This is a genomic window from Paenibacillus lemnae, from assembly GCF_012933385.1.
GTDB lineage: Bacteria > Bacillota > Bacilli > Paenibacillales > Paenibacillaceae > Paenibacillus_AQ > Paenibacillus_AQ lemnae.
In genome coordinates this window covers 14,607-33,091 of record NZ_JABBPN010000030.1, presented here as the reverse complement: position 1 = coordinate 33,091, position 18,485 = coordinate 14,607, and the positions used below count along the sequence as shown (strand labels likewise).

The 18,485-nt window shown below is 51.0% G+C and carries 13 protein-coding genes; 8 read left to right on the top strand and 5 right to left on the bottom strand.

The window, feature by feature from the left end; genetic code table 11:
- Positions 1 to 37: 37 nt before the first annotated feature.
- On the bottom strand, positions 38 to 3,691 hold the full coding sequence (locus tag HII30_RS20400) for a CheR family methyltransferase (protein WP_169506887.1): 3,654 nt from the start codon (positions 3,689 to 3,691) through the stop codon (positions 38 to 40).
- Positions 3,692 to 3,727: 36 nt separating this feature from the next.
- Positions 3,728 to 4,099 (bottom strand): hypothetical protein, encoded by a 372-nt coding sequence (locus HII30_RS20395; RefSeq protein ID WP_169506886.1) that lies wholly within the window; start codon positions 4,097 to 4,099, stop codon positions 3,728 to 3,730.
- 230 nt (positions 4,100 to 4,329) lie between these two features.
- Between HII30_RS20395 and HII30_RS20390 the strand changes: the two genes are divergently transcribed.
- Both HII30_RS20390 and HII30_RS20385 read left to right on the top strand, forming a co-directional pair.
- The gene (locus HII30_RS20390; RefSeq protein ID WP_169506885.1) at positions 4,330 to 4,989 is read left to right on the top strand and encodes a cobalamin B12-binding domain-containing protein; all 660 of its coding nucleotides are present in this window, start codon (positions 4,330 to 4,332) and stop codon (positions 4,987 to 4,989) included.
- A 7-nt stretch (positions 4,990 to 4,996) separates the two neighbouring features.
- Positions 4,997 to 5,554: a hypothetical protein gene (locus tag HII30_RS20385; RefSeq protein WP_169506884.1), complete on the top strand. Its 558-nt coding sequence runs from the start codon at positions 4,997 to 4,999 to the stop codon at positions 5,552 to 5,554.
- A 395-nt stretch (positions 5,555 to 5,949) separates the two neighbouring features.
- Here the strand turns inward: HII30_RS20385 and HII30_RS20380 are convergent, their stop codons facing one another.
- Positions 5,950 to 10,599 (bottom strand): WIAG-tail domain, encoded by a 4,650-nt coding sequence (locus HII30_RS20380; protein ID WP_169506883.1) that lies wholly within the window; start codon positions 10,597 to 10,599, stop codon positions 5,950 to 5,952.
- A 572-nt stretch (positions 10,600 to 11,171) separates the two neighbouring features.
- Here HII30_RS20380 and HII30_RS20375 point away from each other — a divergent pair.
- On the top strand, positions 11,172 to 12,689 hold the full coding sequence (locus tag HII30_RS20375) for an HD domain-containing phosphohydrolase (RefSeq protein WP_169506882.1): 1,518 nt from the start codon (positions 11,172 to 11,174) through the stop codon (positions 12,687 to 12,689).
- Between the two features lie 77 nt (positions 12,690 to 12,766).
- Here HII30_RS20375 and tatC read toward each other — a convergent pair whose 3' ends face one another.
- The gene (tatC, locus tag HII30_RS20370; RefSeq protein WP_211184712.1) at positions 12,767 to 13,519 is read right to left on the bottom strand and encodes a twin-arginine translocase subunit TatC; all 753 of its coding nucleotides are present in this window, start codon (positions 13,517 to 13,519) and stop codon (positions 12,767 to 12,769) included.
- Between the two features lie 60 nt (positions 13,520 to 13,579).
- Positions 13,580 to 13,816 carry a MerR family transcriptional regulator gene (locus HII30_RS20365; protein ID WP_425496011.1) on the bottom strand — a complete coding sequence of 79 codons (237 nt, stop codon included), beginning with the start codon at positions 13,814 to 13,816 and terminating at the stop codon, positions 13,580 to 13,582.
- A gap of 261 nt (positions 13,817 to 14,077) precedes the next feature.
- Here HII30_RS20365 and HII30_RS20360 point away from each other — a divergent pair, with 261 nt between their 5' ends.
- The 5 genes from HII30_RS20360 to HII30_RS20340 all read left to right on the top strand — a co-directional run bounded on the left by HII30_RS20360 (position 14,078) and on the right by HII30_RS20340 (position 18,421).
- Positions 14,078 to 15,682: a flavin monoamine oxidase family protein gene (locus tag HII30_RS20360; RefSeq protein ID WP_169506880.1), complete on the top strand. Its 1,605-nt coding sequence runs from the start codon at positions 14,078 to 14,080 to the stop codon at positions 15,680 to 15,682.
- Between the two features lie 50 nt (positions 15,683 to 15,732).
- The gene (locus HII30_RS20355; RefSeq protein ID WP_169506879.1) at positions 15,733 to 16,278 is read left to right on the top strand and encodes a RidA family protein; all 546 of its coding nucleotides are present in this window, start codon (positions 15,733 to 15,735) and stop codon (positions 16,276 to 16,278) included.
- A gap of 48 nt (positions 16,279 to 16,326) precedes the next feature.
- Entirely contained in the window at positions 16,327 to 16,500 is a 174-nt protein-coding gene (locus HII30_RS20350; protein WP_169506878.1) for a twin-arginine translocase TatA/TatE family subunit, read from the top strand.
- 79 nt (positions 16,501 to 16,579) lie between these two features.
- Entirely contained in the window at positions 16,580 to 16,861 is a 282-nt protein-coding gene (locus HII30_RS20345) for a hypothetical protein (RefSeq protein WP_169506877.1), read from the top strand.
- Between the two features lie 141 nt (positions 16,862 to 17,002).
- The gene (locus HII30_RS20340) at positions 17,003 to 18,421 is read left to right on the top strand and encodes an ATP-binding protein (RefSeq protein WP_169506876.1); all 1,419 of its coding nucleotides are present in this window, start codon (positions 17,003 to 17,005) and stop codon (positions 18,419 to 18,421) included.
- Positions 18,422 to 18,485 lie beyond the last annotated feature (64 nt).

Here is an 18,485-nt window from a genome sequence, read left to right as displayed (position 1 = left end):
GCTGCAATGACGATACAAGGAGGGACCGCTGCTTTATTTAAACAGCCGTTTCGGTCACAGGCTGCACGACACAGCAGGGGATGCTGATCGTTACGGTCGTGCCGGAGCCTTCCTCGCTTTCAAAGAGGATCGTGCCTTTATGATTTTGAATGATTTTGTAGCTGACCATCAGGCCGAGGCCTGTGCCTTTATTTTTGGTGGAATAGAACGGTTCTCCCAGCTTCGCCAATTTACTGGCCGGGATTCCTGCGCCATTATCGATAAACTGGATGGTAATATGCTCTTCATCTTTATGAATATCAGCGATCACATCGACCCGGCCGCCGGCTGGCATGGCTTCAATCGCATTTTTGAGCACATTGATAAATACCTGCTTCAGCTGATTTTCAACCCCCAGTACCTTCAGGCCTTCTCCAAAGACCGCGTGCATCTCCACATTATTCATATTCGCCTGGGATTCCAGGAGCATCAGCACGTCCTGCAGAATCGGGGAGAGGTCCTTTTCCAGGAAATCGACAGCCTGCGGCTTGGCCAGGACCAGCAGCTCGCTGACAATCTGCTCAATGCGGTTCAGCTCGTTCAGCATAATCTCGATATACATATCGTTGCCCATGCCTTTATTGGACATCAGCTTCGTAAATCCTTTTAAAGCCGTAAGCGGATTGCGGATTTCATGCGCGACACCGGCAGCCAGCTGGCCAACGGCTGACAGCATTTCGTTCTTGCGCATCATTTCTTCTGCATGCTTGCGGTCGGTGATATCCTCTGAAAACTTAACGAATTGAATGATGTGCTCCTGTTTGTCGCGGATCGGAATGATTTTAACCGATTCCCAGAATTGGTCGCCGTTCTTCTTCTGGCCGGTCAATTCGCCAACCCACTGCCCGTCTTCTTTGGCCAGCTTCATAATGTGGTCGATCGAGCGGTTGTCTTCAGGACTCTGGCTGCATTCACGAAGATGCTTGCCTTTCAGTTCGTTCAGGCTGAATCCGGTAACCTCGGTATACCGGGGATTAATGTACTCCATACAACCCTTATCGTTCATAATGGCTGTAATACTCGGACTTTCCTCCACGGCATAGGAAAGCTTCATCAGCTCTTCGTTTACACTCTTTAGATCGGTGATATTCACGAAGGTCAGCACGACACCGCTGATAAAATTATCGTCGGTCCGGTAAGGCAGGATACGCATGCTGTACCATGTGCCGTTCTGGCTCTGGATCTCTTTCTCGAACGGGACGAGTGTCTGCAGTACCTGCTTCGCATCATCAACGAGCGAACCGTATTTAAAATGATGGGATATATGATCAATCGGCCGTCCGTAGTCGACCTCCATCAAGTGAATTTCCTTGGTGATGGCCGGCGTAAAGCGGCGCACACACATACGCTTGTCCAGAAAAATGGTACCGATCCGCGTGCTGACCAGGAAATTCGTCATATCATTATTGACATCGGTAAGCTCCTGGATCTTGAATTGGTATTCTGTATTGACGGTTACTAGCTCCTCGTTCACCGACTGCAGCTCTTCGTTGGCACTTTGCAGTTCCTCGTTTGCGGCAACCAGCTCTTCATTGGTGGCCTGCAGCTCTTCATTCGAGGTTTCCAGTTCCTCGACCGTTGCCTGCAGCGATTCCTCCGACCGCAGAAGCGCCTGCTCCAGCTCGATGATCCGGGAGCTGACGCGGCCATCGATTTCCAGAGGCTGTGAGACGACAACCGTCTCCGAATCCGGCTGCTTCGGTTCCTTGAAGAGAATGAGTATATATTTATCATAGGCTTTATTTTTCAGGGAAAAGGGGCGGATATGCAGATCCGTCATCTTTTCGCCGTGATTGGTTGAAATCATCAGGGAATGAAAGGTCAGGCTCCGCCGCTGTTCCCGCACCTTCTGTACACCGGACGATACGGCAGCCGTCACGTTGGGGTCAATCATTTTGTACAGGTTCCAGCTTGGTTTGCCTTGGGCCAGCACCAAAAAATCGTTGATCGGACCGTTCAGGTGAATGACATCATTGTTCTGGTCAATGATCATACCCGGAGCAATATGTTCCTCGACCATCATCGTCTGAAGATCATCCAGTCTTTTTACAGGTGAAGCATCCTTTGGATTGACAGATGGGAGAGCTGTCCGCCGGGAGGAAGGGGATGGAGACAGGCGACCTTCCATGGAAAACATGCGCGGTTCTTCAGCGGCGGCTGAAGCTTTATGTGTGAATATGTTCCACCTGCGGTCGAACGCTTCAAAATGATTGGCGAACCGTCCGATCGTCTCGCTGGGCCCCAGAAACAGAAAGCCGTCCGGATTGAGGGCGAAATGGAACAGAGACAGCACCTTTTGCTGCATTTCAGGCTGAAGATAGATCAGCATGTTCCGGCAGGTGATGAGGTCTAAATTGCGGAACGGCGGATCTTTGATTATATTTTGCGGGGCGAATACGACCATTTTGCGGATTTCCTTGCTGACCTGGAACATATCATCGTCCTTGATAAAGAACCGATCCTGATCCTCCGGGGACAGATGGCTGATGGTGCTTTCAGAGTAAATACCCTGGCTGGCGTATTCAATGGACTCCTTGTCCAGATCGGTTGCGAAGATTTTGATGGTATATGGAGCTTCCAGCATATCGGCATATTTCCTCATCAGAATGGCAACCGAGTACGCTTCTTCGCCGGTAGAGCAGCCTGCTACCCACACCCGGATTTCTTTCGCAAAGCTTTTGCGTTCAAAGAGCTCAGGGAGAACCCGTTCGTACACAATATTAAAGGCTTCTGAATCCCGGAAGAAGTTAGTGACACCGATCAGGAGATCTTTTCTCAAGGCCTGCAGTTCTTCCTTGTGTTCATCCAGATATATCATGTACGCAGCAAGGCTGGGCACATTGTAGATGGCCATGCGCCGCTCGATCCGTCTCAGGACACTGTTGCGTTTATAGTAGGTGAAATCGACCCCGCAGTCCTGGCGGATTTTCTCGAATATCAGCTGAACATATTGCTCGGTAGTAATGGTTTCTCTGACAGTAGACACATTCTCATAGCCTTCTCCATGGACATGGAGCATCAGGCGCTCGGTCATTTCTTTGGGCGTTAGTATAGCATCGGCGTTTCCAGATAAGCGCGCACTGCTGGGCATGCCGTCATATTTGGCGGTATGGCTGTCCTGGACGATAACCAGCCCGCCGGAATCTTTAATATCCTGAATCCCGCGCGAGCCATCGGTTCCGGTTCCGGACATGATGACAGCCACGGCCTGGGACTTGCATTCAGATGCCAGAGAGCGGAAAAACATGTCAATCGGCAGATGCAGATTTGTATTTTGCCTCGGTTCTGCCATCTTCAGCCTTCCTCCAGCAATGGACAGCATGGTGCGCGGAGGACTCAGATAAATAAAATTGGGCCGGACCACCATATCGTGTTTCGCTTCACGGATCTGCATGGTGGTGTATTTTTTAAGAATTTCGCTCATTAAGCTCTTATAATCCGGCGACAAATGCTGAATGAGCACAAAGGCCATTCCCGTATCTGCGGGCATATGATCGAAAAACACTTCCAGTGCCTCCAACCCCCCGGCGGATGCGCCTAATCCCACAACATGGGAGGGAGCTTGTTCCTCGTTTTGTAATTCAGCTGACGTTTCATTCTGAGTGACGGTGGCGGCGGGTTGCAGTACTTCGTTCTGTTCGTTTTCGATCATTTTGCCATTCCCCTTCCGTGCTCTAATGGTGAGGTTCTAATGCTTGGTTTTTTGTTCCAAAGCCAGAATTGCATCGGTTAGATATTTACGGTATGCAAGTTCTGCAGACTTGTCCAAAGTGTCGACCAAATGCAGGTATTGTTCGATATAGCGGAAGTTATCAGTTAGTGTATTCGTTTTCATTGCATGTTTCCTCAAGATCCCTTCAAGCCAAAGGGCATAATCTGTAAATACCGTTGTATCTTCAAGCTCGAGGGCTGTCTCCAGATGCCTTAGATGATGGATATTATCCTCTCTGCATTTCATGCGTCCCCGTTCTCCATACTGTTCCAGCAGCGAAGGGTCAGCCTCGTATATCCTAGCGATCACCTGATGGATCAGTTTGTCATATTTGCCGGCCATGTTCATGATACTAACCTCCTGAAAACACATCTCCATGGTTAAATATATTATAATGGAAATGGAATGGTCTGGAAGTCTTTATTTATCTATTATAGTGAAAAAAATCGGCAGGTCGTCCGATTCGACAAAGCTTACTTTCAATCGTCAAAAATAGCCCTGGTATGATGTATTGCAATCATATTACAATGTTAAACGTCACAATATTACCGTAAAATTAGAAGGTGATTCCTTTGAATATGGAAATTGAACACATGGCTGAGCTGATGCTCAGCGGGTCGACGGAAGCTTGCTGGTCCAAGGTGATCAGCTGCATAGAAGCAGGCCGCAACAGTCTGTATATCTATGATCAGCTGCTGACCCCTGCGATGCGTTATGTCGGATCGCTGTGGGAGCAAAATTTGATAACGGTGGCTGAGGAGCATTTGGCCTCCGGGGTGTGTGATACGTTAATTGCGCGCTACGGATTTATGGTCAAACCAGAGCAGGGGCACGGAAGGAGAGCCATGTTTCTTTGCGTAGAGGACGAGCACCACGACCTGGGTATCAAAATGGCAGCGTCACTCTTTCAAGAGCAGGGCTTCGATACCCGTTTTTACGGCAGAAATCTGCCGCTGGAAGCCGCGATGCTGAGCGCGATGAATTGGAAGCCAGAGGTCATTGGATTGTCAGCCTCTATTGTGTATCACCTGCCGAAGCTAAAAGATTATGTAGAAGGTTTGAAGAGTCTGAGTTACAGACCCGATATCGTCGTCGGCGGACGGCTGATTGAGCGATACGGGATACAGGAGACATTGGGGGATCGCGCGCTGTTCTTCCCGGATCTGCTGCAGCTGAATCACTGGCTGATGCATTACGGAGCAGCAGAGACCGAGGTTTTGTATCAGAATATGGGGTGAATCACTTATGGAATACAGGGAGCTTCCTGTTCCTTATTACAAAATCAATCGGGAGTTCCAGGTATTATCCTGTTCTGCCGCCGCTGAATTCATCTTTCCCTCCACGCCTTCCTGGCTGAATCTGGTGGATGAAGGGTCGCAGATCAAAGCGAAGAACTATATATCTTCCACACATACGAACCAGCGGGTGGAACTGATCCTGAGTACGATGACACAGCCGTTTGTACCATTTGATGTCTATCAGCGCTGGGATCAGGATGGCTCAGGCCATCTGGTCTGTATCAGCCGGGCGCATCAGTATACAGCAGTGGTGGAGAAGCTGGGCGAGCTGCAGCAGGAGCTGAAGCAGGGCGTGTACCAGCGTGAGGCTCCGAAAGAGCGCCTTGGTGTACAGGCGTATTTAAATGTTAATCGGTCGCAGAACCGTGAGCTCTGCAGCGCGCTGGAAACCGTGAGGGATCTGGTGGATCAGATGTATCCCAGCCTGGTGGAAATCAATCAGACCGATTATGCAGACATTATCCGGCGGGTGATTGATAACGGACTCAAGAATAACTCCTTGTAGTTCTTTTGGGGAAATCCGTCCGTGATTGGGAGATGCCTGGTTTGTAAAAGACTCTTTGAGCCGCGTGGTCAGCAAAGTCTGGCCGTGCCATATTGCTGAAGGGGCTGTCCCGCAAGATCTTGGATCTTGAGGAGCGGCCCTATTTTGCTGTGTTAAACGCCTCGGCAGCAATAAGCTTGAATTTCAAGCTTATTTTCCTCTTTTTACCGGCTGAATCCAGTTTAAGCCTGATTTTCAGTCTTAAACTGGATGGAAATCTCATCACAGACGAAAAACAGAGCAGAAAGTAAAAAATAAGCCCGAAAAACGGGCTTATTGAGGTAATGACTTCTGTTTTTAAAGAAATAAGCTTGGAAAACAGGCTTATTTAAAAAGTTGGGGCGAGCCACTTCATACTACATCGATGGACCAATGGCGATCCAGGACAGGAAGCCGTGGCTCTGTGTGCAGTCCGGCTGGCGGATCACATCAAGTACCGCGGAATCGGCCTGCTGCTGTTTCAGGGAAACGAGAAAAGCGGGGTGATTGCTCATGGCCACAATGACATAGTTAATGGCGGCAAACGGCTCATCAAATGTGACGGTGACGCTCGTCTGCGTCTCTGCACCCTGGAATACAAAAGCAGAGAGGCCAAACTGCTGGAGCGACGGTTGAGCACTGCTGCTCCGCACCGGGCTGAAGCCGAGATGCTGAGCCTGAATGGCGCCATCCGCTACATGAGCGGATTCCACCGCCGCACCAGCAATCTGCTGCCCGGTCACCGATCCAGGCACCAGGTGCTCGGTGCCAATGGCATGAGGCGCCAGGTGATCGGCGTCAACAGCATGGTGAGCGAGATGTTGAGCCTGAATGGCGCCATCCGCTACATGAGCGGATTCCACCGCCGCACCAGCAATCTGCTGCCCAGTCACCGATCCAGGCACCAGGTGATCGGCGCCAATGGCATGGTGAGCGAGATGCTGAGCCTGAATGGCGCCATCCGCTACATGAGCGGATTCCACCGCCGCACCAGCAATCTGCTGCCCGGTCACCGATCCAGGCACCAGGTGCTCGGTGCCAATGGCATGAGGCGCCAGGTGATCGGCGCCAACAGCCTGGTGAGCGAGATGCTGAGCCTGAATGGCGCCATCCGCGACATGAGCGGATTCTATTGCCCCATCAGCAATCTGCTGGCCTGTTACGGCGCCGTCGGCGAGCTTTTCCCCATGCAGGGACCGGTTCCGGATATGATCACCCGTCACGGCTTCGGTCTCGATATGATGGCCGCCGATGCTGCGGGCCTTCAGGTGATGAGGGAGTACGGCTCCCTCGGTCAAATGCCGGGATTGAACGGCGCCAGCCTGCAGATGTGCCGCTCCGGTGCTCTCCGGCTGGAGATGCTCATGCGTCACTGCCCCGGACTGTATATGTGCTTCGCCGATGCTTGCGTCAGCAATCTGGGCTGAACCCACAATGCCTTCCCCGAGATGGCTGGCGGTAATAATGCCGTCAGCCAGATGCTTCGTCTGGATGATCCCTGCAGCCAGATGCTGTGATTTCACGGCGCCTTCCTGCACATGCTCTGATGCAATGATGTCCGGCTGCAGATGAACACTGGAAATCGCGGCAAGCTGAATCTTCTGCCCACTGACTGCTCCATCTCCGAGCGCAGCCCCGTTAACCGCTCCGGCGGCCAAATGGGATGCAGCAATGGAGCCTTTCTGAAGCTTGCTGCCCGGCAGGCTTCCCTTCGGCAGCAGGTCTGCAGAACGCACATCCTCTGCCAGATGCTCCAGTGTGACGCTGCTCTTCTTCAAATGGTATCCGTAGATGGATTCCTGTGCCAGATGCCTGCCTTCCACCGATTCCAGGGCCAGATGCTGTCCGGTAACGGCCTGGCTTGCGATTTTGTCGGCATGGATCGACCCTGTCTGAAGAGCTTCTGACGATACGGATAAAGGGGACAGATGGATACTGTTAATGGCGCCCTCTGCAATTTTGGCAGACTGAACCGCCTGATCCTTCAGCTGAGACCCTGTGATGCTGGCTTCCTGAATAATAAAAGCATTCCGTACTTCTTCACTCAAGTGGCGGCTGTCGACAGCGCCTTCGACCAGATGCATGCCGGTGAGGGTCCCGCCAGCGATGCTGGCACCGTTGATTGTGCTCTCCGCCAGCTTCTCTCCAGTCAGCGTTCCGTCCTGAATCAGGTCACCGGTGATGGCTCCACTCTCAATATGCTCAGCGTTGATGCTTTGCTTTTGCAGGTGATGCGGCAGAACAGCCCCTTCGGCGATATGCCGGGATTGGACGGCTGCTGGCTGCAGATGCTCCGCCCCGGTGCTTGACGGCTGCAGATGGACATAGGTGATGGACTGGGTCTGCAGATGATTTCCCGAAACAGAAGAAGGAGCGATATGCCGGGCGTTCACTGCGTTATCCTGCAGATGCAGGGACGTGATGCTGCCTTCAGACAGATGGCTTCCATTCACAGCCTCAGGCTGCAGATGCTCACTTCCGACAGCTTGATCTGCCAAATGCACCGAGCTGATAATCGCTTTTTGCAGATGGTCCCGGGTGATGGAATCTGAAGCCAAATGCTTCTCCTCTACCGCACGTTCCGCAAGATGCGGGGACTGAACGGATTCAGCTGCAAGGTGGACGGATTGAATGGCACGTTCCTGCACATGCTCTGCCGTGATGGATTCTGCCTGGAGCTTGCTGCTGCTGATAGCGTAATCCTGAATGGCTGTCTCCGATACCGCGGATTTGCTTAAATGGCTTTCGGCGATGGAGCCGGGCGTCAGCTTACGGCCAGGCAGGCTGGCATCGGCAAAAAGATCTGCAGAGCGGACTTCCTCCGCCAGATGGCTCAGGGTTATGCTGTTCTTTTTCAAATGATAGCCGTAAATTGACTCTTGAGCCAGGTGTCTGCCATTTACGGATTCCAGAGCCAAATGACTGCCTGTTACGGATTGGGCGGCTATTTTATCCGACGTTACAGAGCCGGTCTGCAGGGCCCCGGAAGCAACGGAACCAGAAGCCAGATGCCGCTCCTGCACAGCACCTTCCGCAATTTTGGAGGAATTGACACTGCTCTCAGCCAATTTGGCGGCACTTACGGATAAATCCGTCAGCTTGTCGGTCGTCACGCTTTCCGGAGACAGCTTGAGTGAAGTGACGGCATGATCGGACAAATGCTGCGGGAAAATGGAGCCTTCTGCAAGGGCATCATCGGTCACGGAACCGGGAGCGAGCTTCTCCGAGGTGACAGCACCCGCGGCAAGCGCAGAGGTGGAGATGCTTTTATCAGCCAGATGCCGGGTGGTTACAGCACCGGTGGCCAAATGCTCCTGCTGCACAGCCTGGTCCTTGATTGCAGAAGAACCGATACTGCCGTCTCCCAGGTGTACCTGCCGGATCAGGCCTGCAGCGAGATGGAAAGAGGTAACGCCTCCTGCCGCCAAGGTTTGACCACTGACGGAGCCGGGCGCAAGCTTGCTGCCATCTACACTTTCGGGTGCGAGCTTCTCGGTGGTTATGGATTCATTTTGTATATGATCGGAGGATACGGAATCTACGGCAAGATGCCGTTCCTGGATGGAATCAGGCGCAATGGCGCTTCCTTCTACGGCACTTGAACTGAAGTGATGCGGCCGGATGGTTCCATCCTGAAGGTGATTGCCTTGAATGGACTGGGGGGCCAGGTGTTCAGCGTGAACCGACTGCGGAGCAAGCTGTTCACTTTGTACAGCACCTTTTCCGATATGACGTGTTTGTACCGCTTCATCTGTAATTTTGCTGGGCAGAATGCTTTGATCTGCAATTTTGGAAGCGGTGACGGACTGCTCTACCAGCTTGGCAGTGCTGACCGACTGATCCGACAGCTTCGTGCTTGTGACGCTGGCTTCCCCCAAATGCCGGGTCTGGATGCCGCCGGCCGCCAGCTGCTCTCTGCCGATGGACGAGGGCTGAATCTGCTCAGGCCCGATTAACCCTTGGGCCAGATGCCTGGCTGTAATGGCTTCATCACGAATGTGTGCGGCACTGATACTGCCAGCTTCCAGCTGATCCGGACCGACCGCTGCATGATCCAGATGCATGCGTCCAACTGCGCCGGGCGCCAGATACACCCCGGTAATGCTCTCCGGCTGAAAATGCATGCCGCTGAGGGATTGTGGCTCAATTTTACTGGCCGTAATGGCACCGTCCCGGATTTTGGAAGCTGTAACCGCGCCGTCAGCCAGTTTGGAGGTATGCACGGCCTCGTTAGCCAGGTGGCGTGTATCCACTCCGCTGGAAGATATTTTGGAAGCAGTGACGGCCTCATCATCCAGCAGATGTCCCGGAATGCTCATCGGGCTGAGATGGCGGGGAAGAACAGCCCCGTCGGCTAATTTCTCCGAGGTGACGGCATGCTCTGCCAATTTTGCGCCGCTGATGCTTTCCGGTTTGATCTTGTCGCCGCTGATGGCGTTATCTGCGATATTGCGGTCTGTGATACTGCTGCCAGCCATGTGCTCGGCGGTGATCGAAGAGGGCGCAAGTTTACTGGACGTAACGCTCCCGTCGGCAAGATGAATGGAAGTCACCGCATAATCCTGCAGCTTGTCACTGCCGACAGAGTGTGCTGCCAGTTTAGAGGAGGTCACGGCACGGGAGGCGATTCGGCTCTCTGTAATGGCGTATTCCCCGATGTCTTCCGTATAAATGAAAGGTCCCTTCGAAGCCGGCATCTGCCGTTCATCCACCAGCTGTTGACGGATTGCGGCAGGAGAGGGGATTGCCACGGTTTTGCTGACAGGTGGTGCCTCCATGACCGGCATTTCCTTCACAGCATCAGGTTCTATTACAGCTTCCTGAGGTGATGCGATGTCCATCTGCGGCTCATTTGTCTTTGCAGCCGGAGGTGCCGGCGGGGCTGCCGATAATACCAATGCCTCCCGATCCTCTGATTTATGGCGTTTACCGCTTCGCTCAGGCAGATCAATTTCCTTCATGTTAGGATCCACCAGATAACGCTGACTGAGATCCTTGACTGTTGAACTCTTCCCTCGTTTCTTCAAAAGACTGCACGCTCCTTCCGATGTTCATCTTCGGCATCATATGCACCGGAATGGGCAGCTGTCACAATTTCATGAAAAAGCACCCGGCAGCTGTGCTGCCGGGTGCTTTTAAGTCGGGATGCCCTGTTGGGGCGTCATATGTGAATGTTCATATACATACTTATATAAAATTTAACGCCTGACTGCCTTGTAGGCTGTACAGTTGGTTCCTGTTGAAGTCAAGTGGATCATTACTTCCAAAACAACAAAAGCCCTGCCTCTCTTTCGTCCTTGCGGCTCCGATGACCGCGCCAGTGAATCGAAAATACCAATGTCCTTTTTAAACTCATACTTTTTGGGTTAGAAAATAGGAATTTACAAACTTCTAGAAGAAATTGTCGTGAGAATCAATAATGCGAGGAACTTTCACGGGGTCAAACTTCATATAACACTTGAAAATTATATCAGAAATTTTCAGAAAAAGCAAGGGGCTTGGGCAATCGTGGAAAGATAAAAATAAATGGCTTGATTTTTTCGCGGTTTACACCGATATTTCTAGATATAAACATTTGCAGAAGAAAGTAGGCATTTTCATGCAGCTGTATAAGTCCTTTCTCCATCAGCTGATACGTAATTACGTGATTGGTTCCCTGATCGCAGTTGCTGTGGTTGGTGGTGTGATGCTCACGACGACCGTCAAATTTTCTTATATCGAAGGTATACGGCTGCTTGGGGTCATCGGCGGTTCGTTTTTCATTATGCTGACCGCGGAGTTTTATTACTTTTTCAAACATCTGCGTCTCATACGTGAAGCTTTACAGGATCAGGATGCGGGACTTGGCAAGCTGGAAGAAGCTTATTTAAGAGCGCACCGGATGCCGCGTCAGGCGGTGTACCGTATTTTCGGTCCGCATCTGTTAGGCTTGGCAATTCCGGCTGCCGGAGTAACCATCTGGATGATCCAGCACGGACTGCTCCAAATTCCGCTCTTTTATGTTTGGATCGGGGCACTGGGCGCGATCATGATCGCCAGCTGTCATGCCATGATTGAGTTCTTCCTGACCGCAGCGGCCATTCGTCCGGTTGTCAAGGAACTGCGCCGTCAGGCATTGAACCGGTATGGTGTGGACTTTTCGTTGGAGGGCCATGTTTTTACAGCGATTCGAACCAAATTTCTGCTCAGCACGATGCTGATCGGCACGTGTCCGCTGTTTCTGTTCAGTCTCGCGGCCCAGGTCCGCATTGAGGAGTTCAGTGAGCTGATGGCTCAGGACTATTGGGGCTGGGCCGGCATCATTCTGCTGCTGGGTGTAGGTTTCGCCTATATCGGTGCGCTGCTGATGACGCAGGATGTGAACCGCCCGATTCGGCAGCTGTACAAGGCGATGGATACGGTGAAGGAGGGGCGGTTTGTTCAAACCTCCAATTTGTACTCTGATGAATTTTCCAGCTTGATTGCCGGATTCAATATGATGGTCAGAGGACTGCAGATGAGGGAGGAGCGGAACCGCAAACTTCTGGAAAGCTATTTTGCTGCGCTGGCTGCAGCACTGGATGCACGAGATCCGTATACCGCAGGTCATTCCCTTCGTGTGGCGGAATATTCCGTGCTGATTGGCCAGCTTGCAGGCCTGAATGAGCAGAATATTGATTTTTTACATAAGACAGCCTTACTGCATGACATCGGAAAAATAGGCGTGCGTGATAACATCCTGCTAAAAGAGGGGAAATTGACGGACGAGGAATTTTCCCAGGTGAAAGCTCATCCGGCACAAGGGGAAAACATATTGCGCCAGATTGAACCGGCGGATGCCATGGCACCCTTCCTCGAAGGCGTGCGCTCTCACCATGAAAGATATGATGGTAAAGGGTATCCCGACGGGCTGTCGGGTAAAGATATTCCGCTGTTTGGACGCATTATTGCCGTCGCAGACGCCTACGATGCCATGACTTCTGACCGACCATACCGGAGAGGGATGAGTTCAGCGGAAGCGCTCGACATTCTGGAGAATGGGCGCGGGACTCAATGGGATCCTGATTTTGCCGGCATGTTTGTGAGATATATGCGCGCCAATGAAGGCCAGCTTAAGGAGGCCGCTCACTGGGTATAAGGTATTAGAATCTGTGAAGAACCAAAGAAGTGGCGATATGAGGGCTGACCCTGTATCGCCACTTTTTTTGTCTTAGCCTATGCGCGCTGCTGTCCGAGCACAGCATCTTCACTATCATGGCATTCCTGTTCTTCCTCGCGCCGGTGCATCCACCGTGCGAGCAGTGCACTCAGTTCGTAAAGACCAATCAGCGGGACGGCGACCATCAGGTGGGAGATGATATCCGGCGGTGAGATCAAGGCTGAAATCACCACGAGCAGCAGGTATGCATAACGGCGCATGCTGTGCAGCAGGTCGGGATTCAACAGCCCGATCCGGGTCAGAAACAGGACTACCGCAGGCAGTTCAAACGCCAGGGACAGAGGAAGCACAATGTTAAACATGAAGCCAAAATACTGTGCGACTCCGTAAGTCTCGACCAGATCCATTTGTGTATTGATTCTGGCAGTGAAGGCCAGACTCATTGGAAACACGACGAAATAAGCAAAGGCCAGGCCGGCCATAAAGCAGAGTACCGAAAAAGGGATGAATTTGAGAGCTGCTTTTTGCTCCCGCGGGGTCAGGCCATCCCTGACGAACAGCCACAGCTGATATAACGCGAACGGCAGTGTAACCAGCAGCGACAATACAAGAGCAATACTCATGTAAATTCGCAGTCCATCCCAAGGGGAGAATACATTCCAGGTGACCTGAAACGCTGGGGAATGGATTTTTATAACAGTCAGAAAACCCGGAGCTGCAAGAAGACCGCCGGTCATGCCGAGCACGAAGACTGCAGCGACCGCCATGATTCGTTTACGGAGCTCTGCGATATGACCGACCAGACTCATTGAGGGCTGGATATTCACATAGAACTCTCCTTTCCGTATATAAAGCCTTGTCTTCGCTGCTTAAGGATAGATAGGGGTGCATCTTCGTCTGTGCGATCTGGGGCTTTCCCTTAGTTCTACTGTATTAAATCCCTCCTGCATTTTCTGATGGATGTCCATCAGCTTCTCTACATCCTGAAAAGAATATCTTCGATTGCCTCCTTTAGTCCGATCCGGAAAAATCAGCTTCCTCTGTTCGTAATACCGGATTTTCCTTTCTGTAAGTCCTGTCAGCTCACAAACAACTCCAATACTCATGACCTTGCTTTCCACAGCCATCGCCTCCATTTGTAAATATAACTGACGTGTATATGCCGTGTCATCCAACGGAAAAGCATCTCACTCCTTAATATCAGGGTTTCATGAAACTTATTTTATGTAAAAAATCCAAAAAAAGCAATTATTTTTCATAAAATATAAAATATATGTAAGGATATCTAACATAATTTAACTCAGATTTCTTTTTCTCTGCTAAGATCAGCGTATCAACTGATTTCACGGCAAAGGAGTGGCGAGGTCATGGCGACAAAAGAAAAACAGGAAGAAATGACACGAAGGCAGTTTCTGACAACAGTTGGAAAGGTAGGAGGCTCCGCCGCCGTATTCAGCCTGATGGGCACAATGGGCCTGTTGGCACCGGAGACGCTGAAGGCTGCCGAATTCGTTCCGCCGGGTCAGAGCGATCTGAAGCTGAGTGGACGGGGCGGGAAGAAGATCATCATTCTGGGGGCGGGCCTCGCAGGAATGACCGCTGCTTACGAGCTTGGCCTTGCTGGCTATGACTGCACGATTCTTGAAGCCAAAAGCTTTGCCGGGGGACGATGCTGGACGATCCGGAAAGGAACCTCCGTATCTGAGATTGGAAGCGGACGGCAGACGGCGCGTTTTGATTCCGGTATGTACTTCAATGTTGGTCCCATGCGAATTCCACAGTTTCACGTTACGATGGAATACTGCCGAAAGTTCGGCATCGCTGTTGAGCCGTTCAATAATGTGAATGAGAGCGGGTTTTACTATAACGAAAATGCCGGAGCGCTCTCGAACCGCCGGGTGCCGAAGAGAGCGGCGAAGGCTGACGTACGGGGGTACACTGCAGAAATGCTGGCGAAAGCAGTCAACCAAAACCTGTTGGATCTACCCCTGACGTCAGAGGAGAAAAATAAACTGGTGGACTATTTGCGAGCAGAAGGGGATTTGAGTCCGGACCTGTTCTACAAAGGCTCATCGCGGGGCGGCTACAAGGAAGAACCGGGCGGAGCGCTGGACGGCGGGGTGAGGCGTGATCCGTTTGACCTGAAGTCCATCATTGACTCTGGCTTTGGCAGATATTTCAGCAATGAATACAGTTATGACCAGCAGATGATGATGTTCCATCCGGTCGGCGGCATGGATAAGATCAGCGAAGCATTTGTCAAACGAGTGGGGAACCGTATTCGGTATCGTGCAGAGGTCAAAGCCATCCGGCAATCGGGCGAGGGGGTCAAAGTGCTCTACAGCAGTCCTGATACCGGCGTGCAAAAGGAAATCACCGGAGATTACTGCATCTGTACAATTCCGCTGAGCGTGCTGAAAAACATTCCAGCCGATTTTTCTCCGGAAATGTCCAAAGCGATTGCCAGTACTAATTATGCGTCCGCGGGCAAGATTGGCCTGCAGTTCAAGCGGCGCTTTTGGGAAGAAGATGACCACATCTATGGCGGCAGCAGCTTGACGAACATGGACATCACACAAATCTTTTATCCGCCGAATGACTATTTCTCGAAAAAAGGGATCCTGCTCGGATATTATGCTTACGGTGGAAACGCCGACAAAATCGCGAATCTGTCCTATATCGAGAGAGAGCGGCTGGCACTCTCCCAGGGAGGGAAGATTCACCCACAATATGCCAAAGAATTTGAAGCTTCGTTCTCGATTGACTGGAAGAAGACGAAATATCAGGAAGGGGGATGGGCTTCCTACAGTTCGGACGACCGCAAGTCCTTTTATCCTGCACTCTGTAAACCGGATAACCGCATTTACCTTGCCGGTGAGCATCTGAGTTATATGACAGGCTGGCAGTCCGGTGCGATCGAATCGGCACGAATTGTTGTCAAAGATATTCATACCCGGGTGATGAAGGCGTAGATGGTTCCTGCTGACCGTAATTTAATCTGAATGAAAGAGGGAGATTGTTGATGAATAAGAAACTGAAAATGGCCCTTGCGTTGACGATGCTGTTAAGTGCCTTAGGAGCTTCCGTTTACGCCGACAAGCCGGCATCTACACCGAAAAAGCCGGTTAAAGTGTCAACAGCCCCTTCTTTTTATGGAAGTCCTACATCCTCCATTTCAAGCGGTGTGATCGTACCGGAGGGCTCCTCCTACCTGTATACAAGCGGCACGGTACCTCCGCTGCTGAACAAGGACGGCAAGACGGTATATGAGCGCTACGGAGATACAAAGACACAGGGAATTGGAGTCCTGACTGAAATTGAAAAGCAGTTAAAGGCACAGGGCTTGACCATGAAGGATGTGGTTTATTTACGGGTCTATGTGACCCCGGATGCAGCTAAAAACAATGCCTTTGACTACGCTGGCTGGTTTGCAGCGTATGCTGATTTTTTCAATACCGCCAAGAATCCGGTTAAGCCTGCCCGTTCTACAGTAGGTGTGGCCAGTCTGGTCAGTCCGGATTGGCTGATTGAGATCGAGGCCGTGGCGGTTTATCCGAAGAAGAAATAGGGCTGCGGCGGTATTTATACAGCATCTTACTATACAAGGAGTGATATCATGTTTCAGAATGTAGGCTTTGCAGGCATCATGATGATTCTGGTCGTTGTCCTGATCCTCTTCGGTCCTTCCAAGCTTCCGGAGCTGGGAAGGGCTGTAGGGAGAACACTGTTTGAATTCAAATCCTCGGCGAGGGAACTGGTCGGTGATCATAAAGAGGAAGAGAAGAATTAGATTCATCCCGCCTTGTATGGGGTAACGTTCCATATAGAAACATTGACAGCTGAGTACAAGGTAAGGGGAGGCGATGATGATGTATAACAGCAAAGTGGTTACCGGCAAAATCATTGAAATTCGCGACGATCATGTGGTTACTCTTCAAGGAGACACGGTCAGCACGTATCACCTGAAATATTACATGATGACGAACGAAGAAATCCTCTCCTTGCCGGAAGCGGAAGCTGCCAAGGTACGGGCTTCAGTAAGCCAGCCTGAAGAGGCAGAAGATTCTGTATTTTCGGGATGGCTCCGCAGGGAAAGAAATCCGCTCACGTCCTGGATTCCTTTGTTGAAAAAAAGTGCCAACCGGGCTTAAACCAAGCAAGGGTGCCGTTTATAACACGGCATCCTTTTTTTCATGTATAAAGAAACTTTTAATCTTGGAAATATGCTACAATTGTAGTGCTTATTCGACATGATATTTCCCGCAAAATGACATTTTAGCCCAGGAGGGTCCATGCACTCTTTTCTCACAACGTTCTTACTAAACACTGCTGTGCTCATTACCACTGCCTATCTGGCTAATTTGTTCTATAAATACCTCCTCATTCGTGCATCGCTGTTTGTGATGTACTTCATTTCTATCCTTCTATTAATTTTAGGCGGGTGGGCCTGCTCTTTTTTCGGGTACCGCTTAAGCGAAAATATTATTTTTGATTTGCGCTTTGTACCGCTGATCATCGCAACGTTTGGTTATCCGCGGGCCTTTCCGATGATCGTGATCGGTACAGGCATTGGACTCATGCGGTTTACTTTTGGTTTTAGTGAGGCGGCCGTGGCCGGATTTATCAATTTGACGATCCTGGGCATATTATGTGCGTGCCTGAATATATGGTTCAGAAAGAGCAGGAAGTCTCTATTCCTGAAAGGATTTATTGTCGTAGGTTCCGTCAATCTTGCCAATACGTTAAACATCGCTCTGTTCGGCGTGCTCCCGGCCGATGAGTTTCTGCTGCATGTGGCTTCGGTAACATTTCCGCTGGGGATTGTGCTGAGTGCTGGCTGTGCGCTGTTATTTTATGAGTTCTATCTGGAACTCCGGAGAATAGGACAGCTGCGTGTCGTCAACAAGGAGCTGTCAGAGCAGAAAGAGCAGCTCGAGCGGGCCCAGATCATTCTCGAGGAACGGGCCAAGGAGCTGGCGATTGCCTCTCAGTACAAGAGTGAGTTTGTCGCCAACATGTCGCACGAGCTCCGGACGCCGCTGAACAGTATTATTAACCTTGCCCAGCTGATTCACGAAGGAGATGAGGGGCGTACGCAGGAGGAAACTGCAGAGTATGCGCGGCTCATCTATCATTCCGGCTATGATCTGCTGACACTTGTCAACGATGTTCTTGATTTGTCAAAAGTGGAGGCAGGCCATCTGGATATCGAAATGGATGAGGTGAACATCCGGGAAATTGTATTCATGCTGCATATGATTTTTGAGGTGAACGCTGCCAAGAAGAATCTCTTGTTTGAGCTGAAGCTGAGCGAAGACGTGCCGGAAGTTCTGGTGTCTGACCCCCACCGCTTGAACCAAATTTTAAGAAACCTGCTCTCCAATGCGTTCAAATTTACGAATGAAGGCAGTGTGGTCCTGCAGGTTTATATGAAACAGCAGGCTGAGGAAGATCGGCGCTGGATTGTATTTTCTGTAAGTGACACGGGGATCGGGATCCCGCAGAACAAGCAGGTGTCGATCTTCGAAGCTTTTGAACAAGGGGATGCTTCCATCACGCGCAAGTATGGAGGGACAGGGCTCGGGTTGTCGATCAGCCGGGACCTGGCCCGCCTCCTGGGCGGGTATATTCAGGTGGTCAGCAGTCCTGACCGGGGAAGCACGTTTTCTCTGTATCTCCCTGTTCAAACGGCGATTGAAATGCAAACTTAAAATTTTACATATTGCCTTATTGACAGAGGCTATTCCGGGTGTAGAATGAGGTCAATAAGAGTTT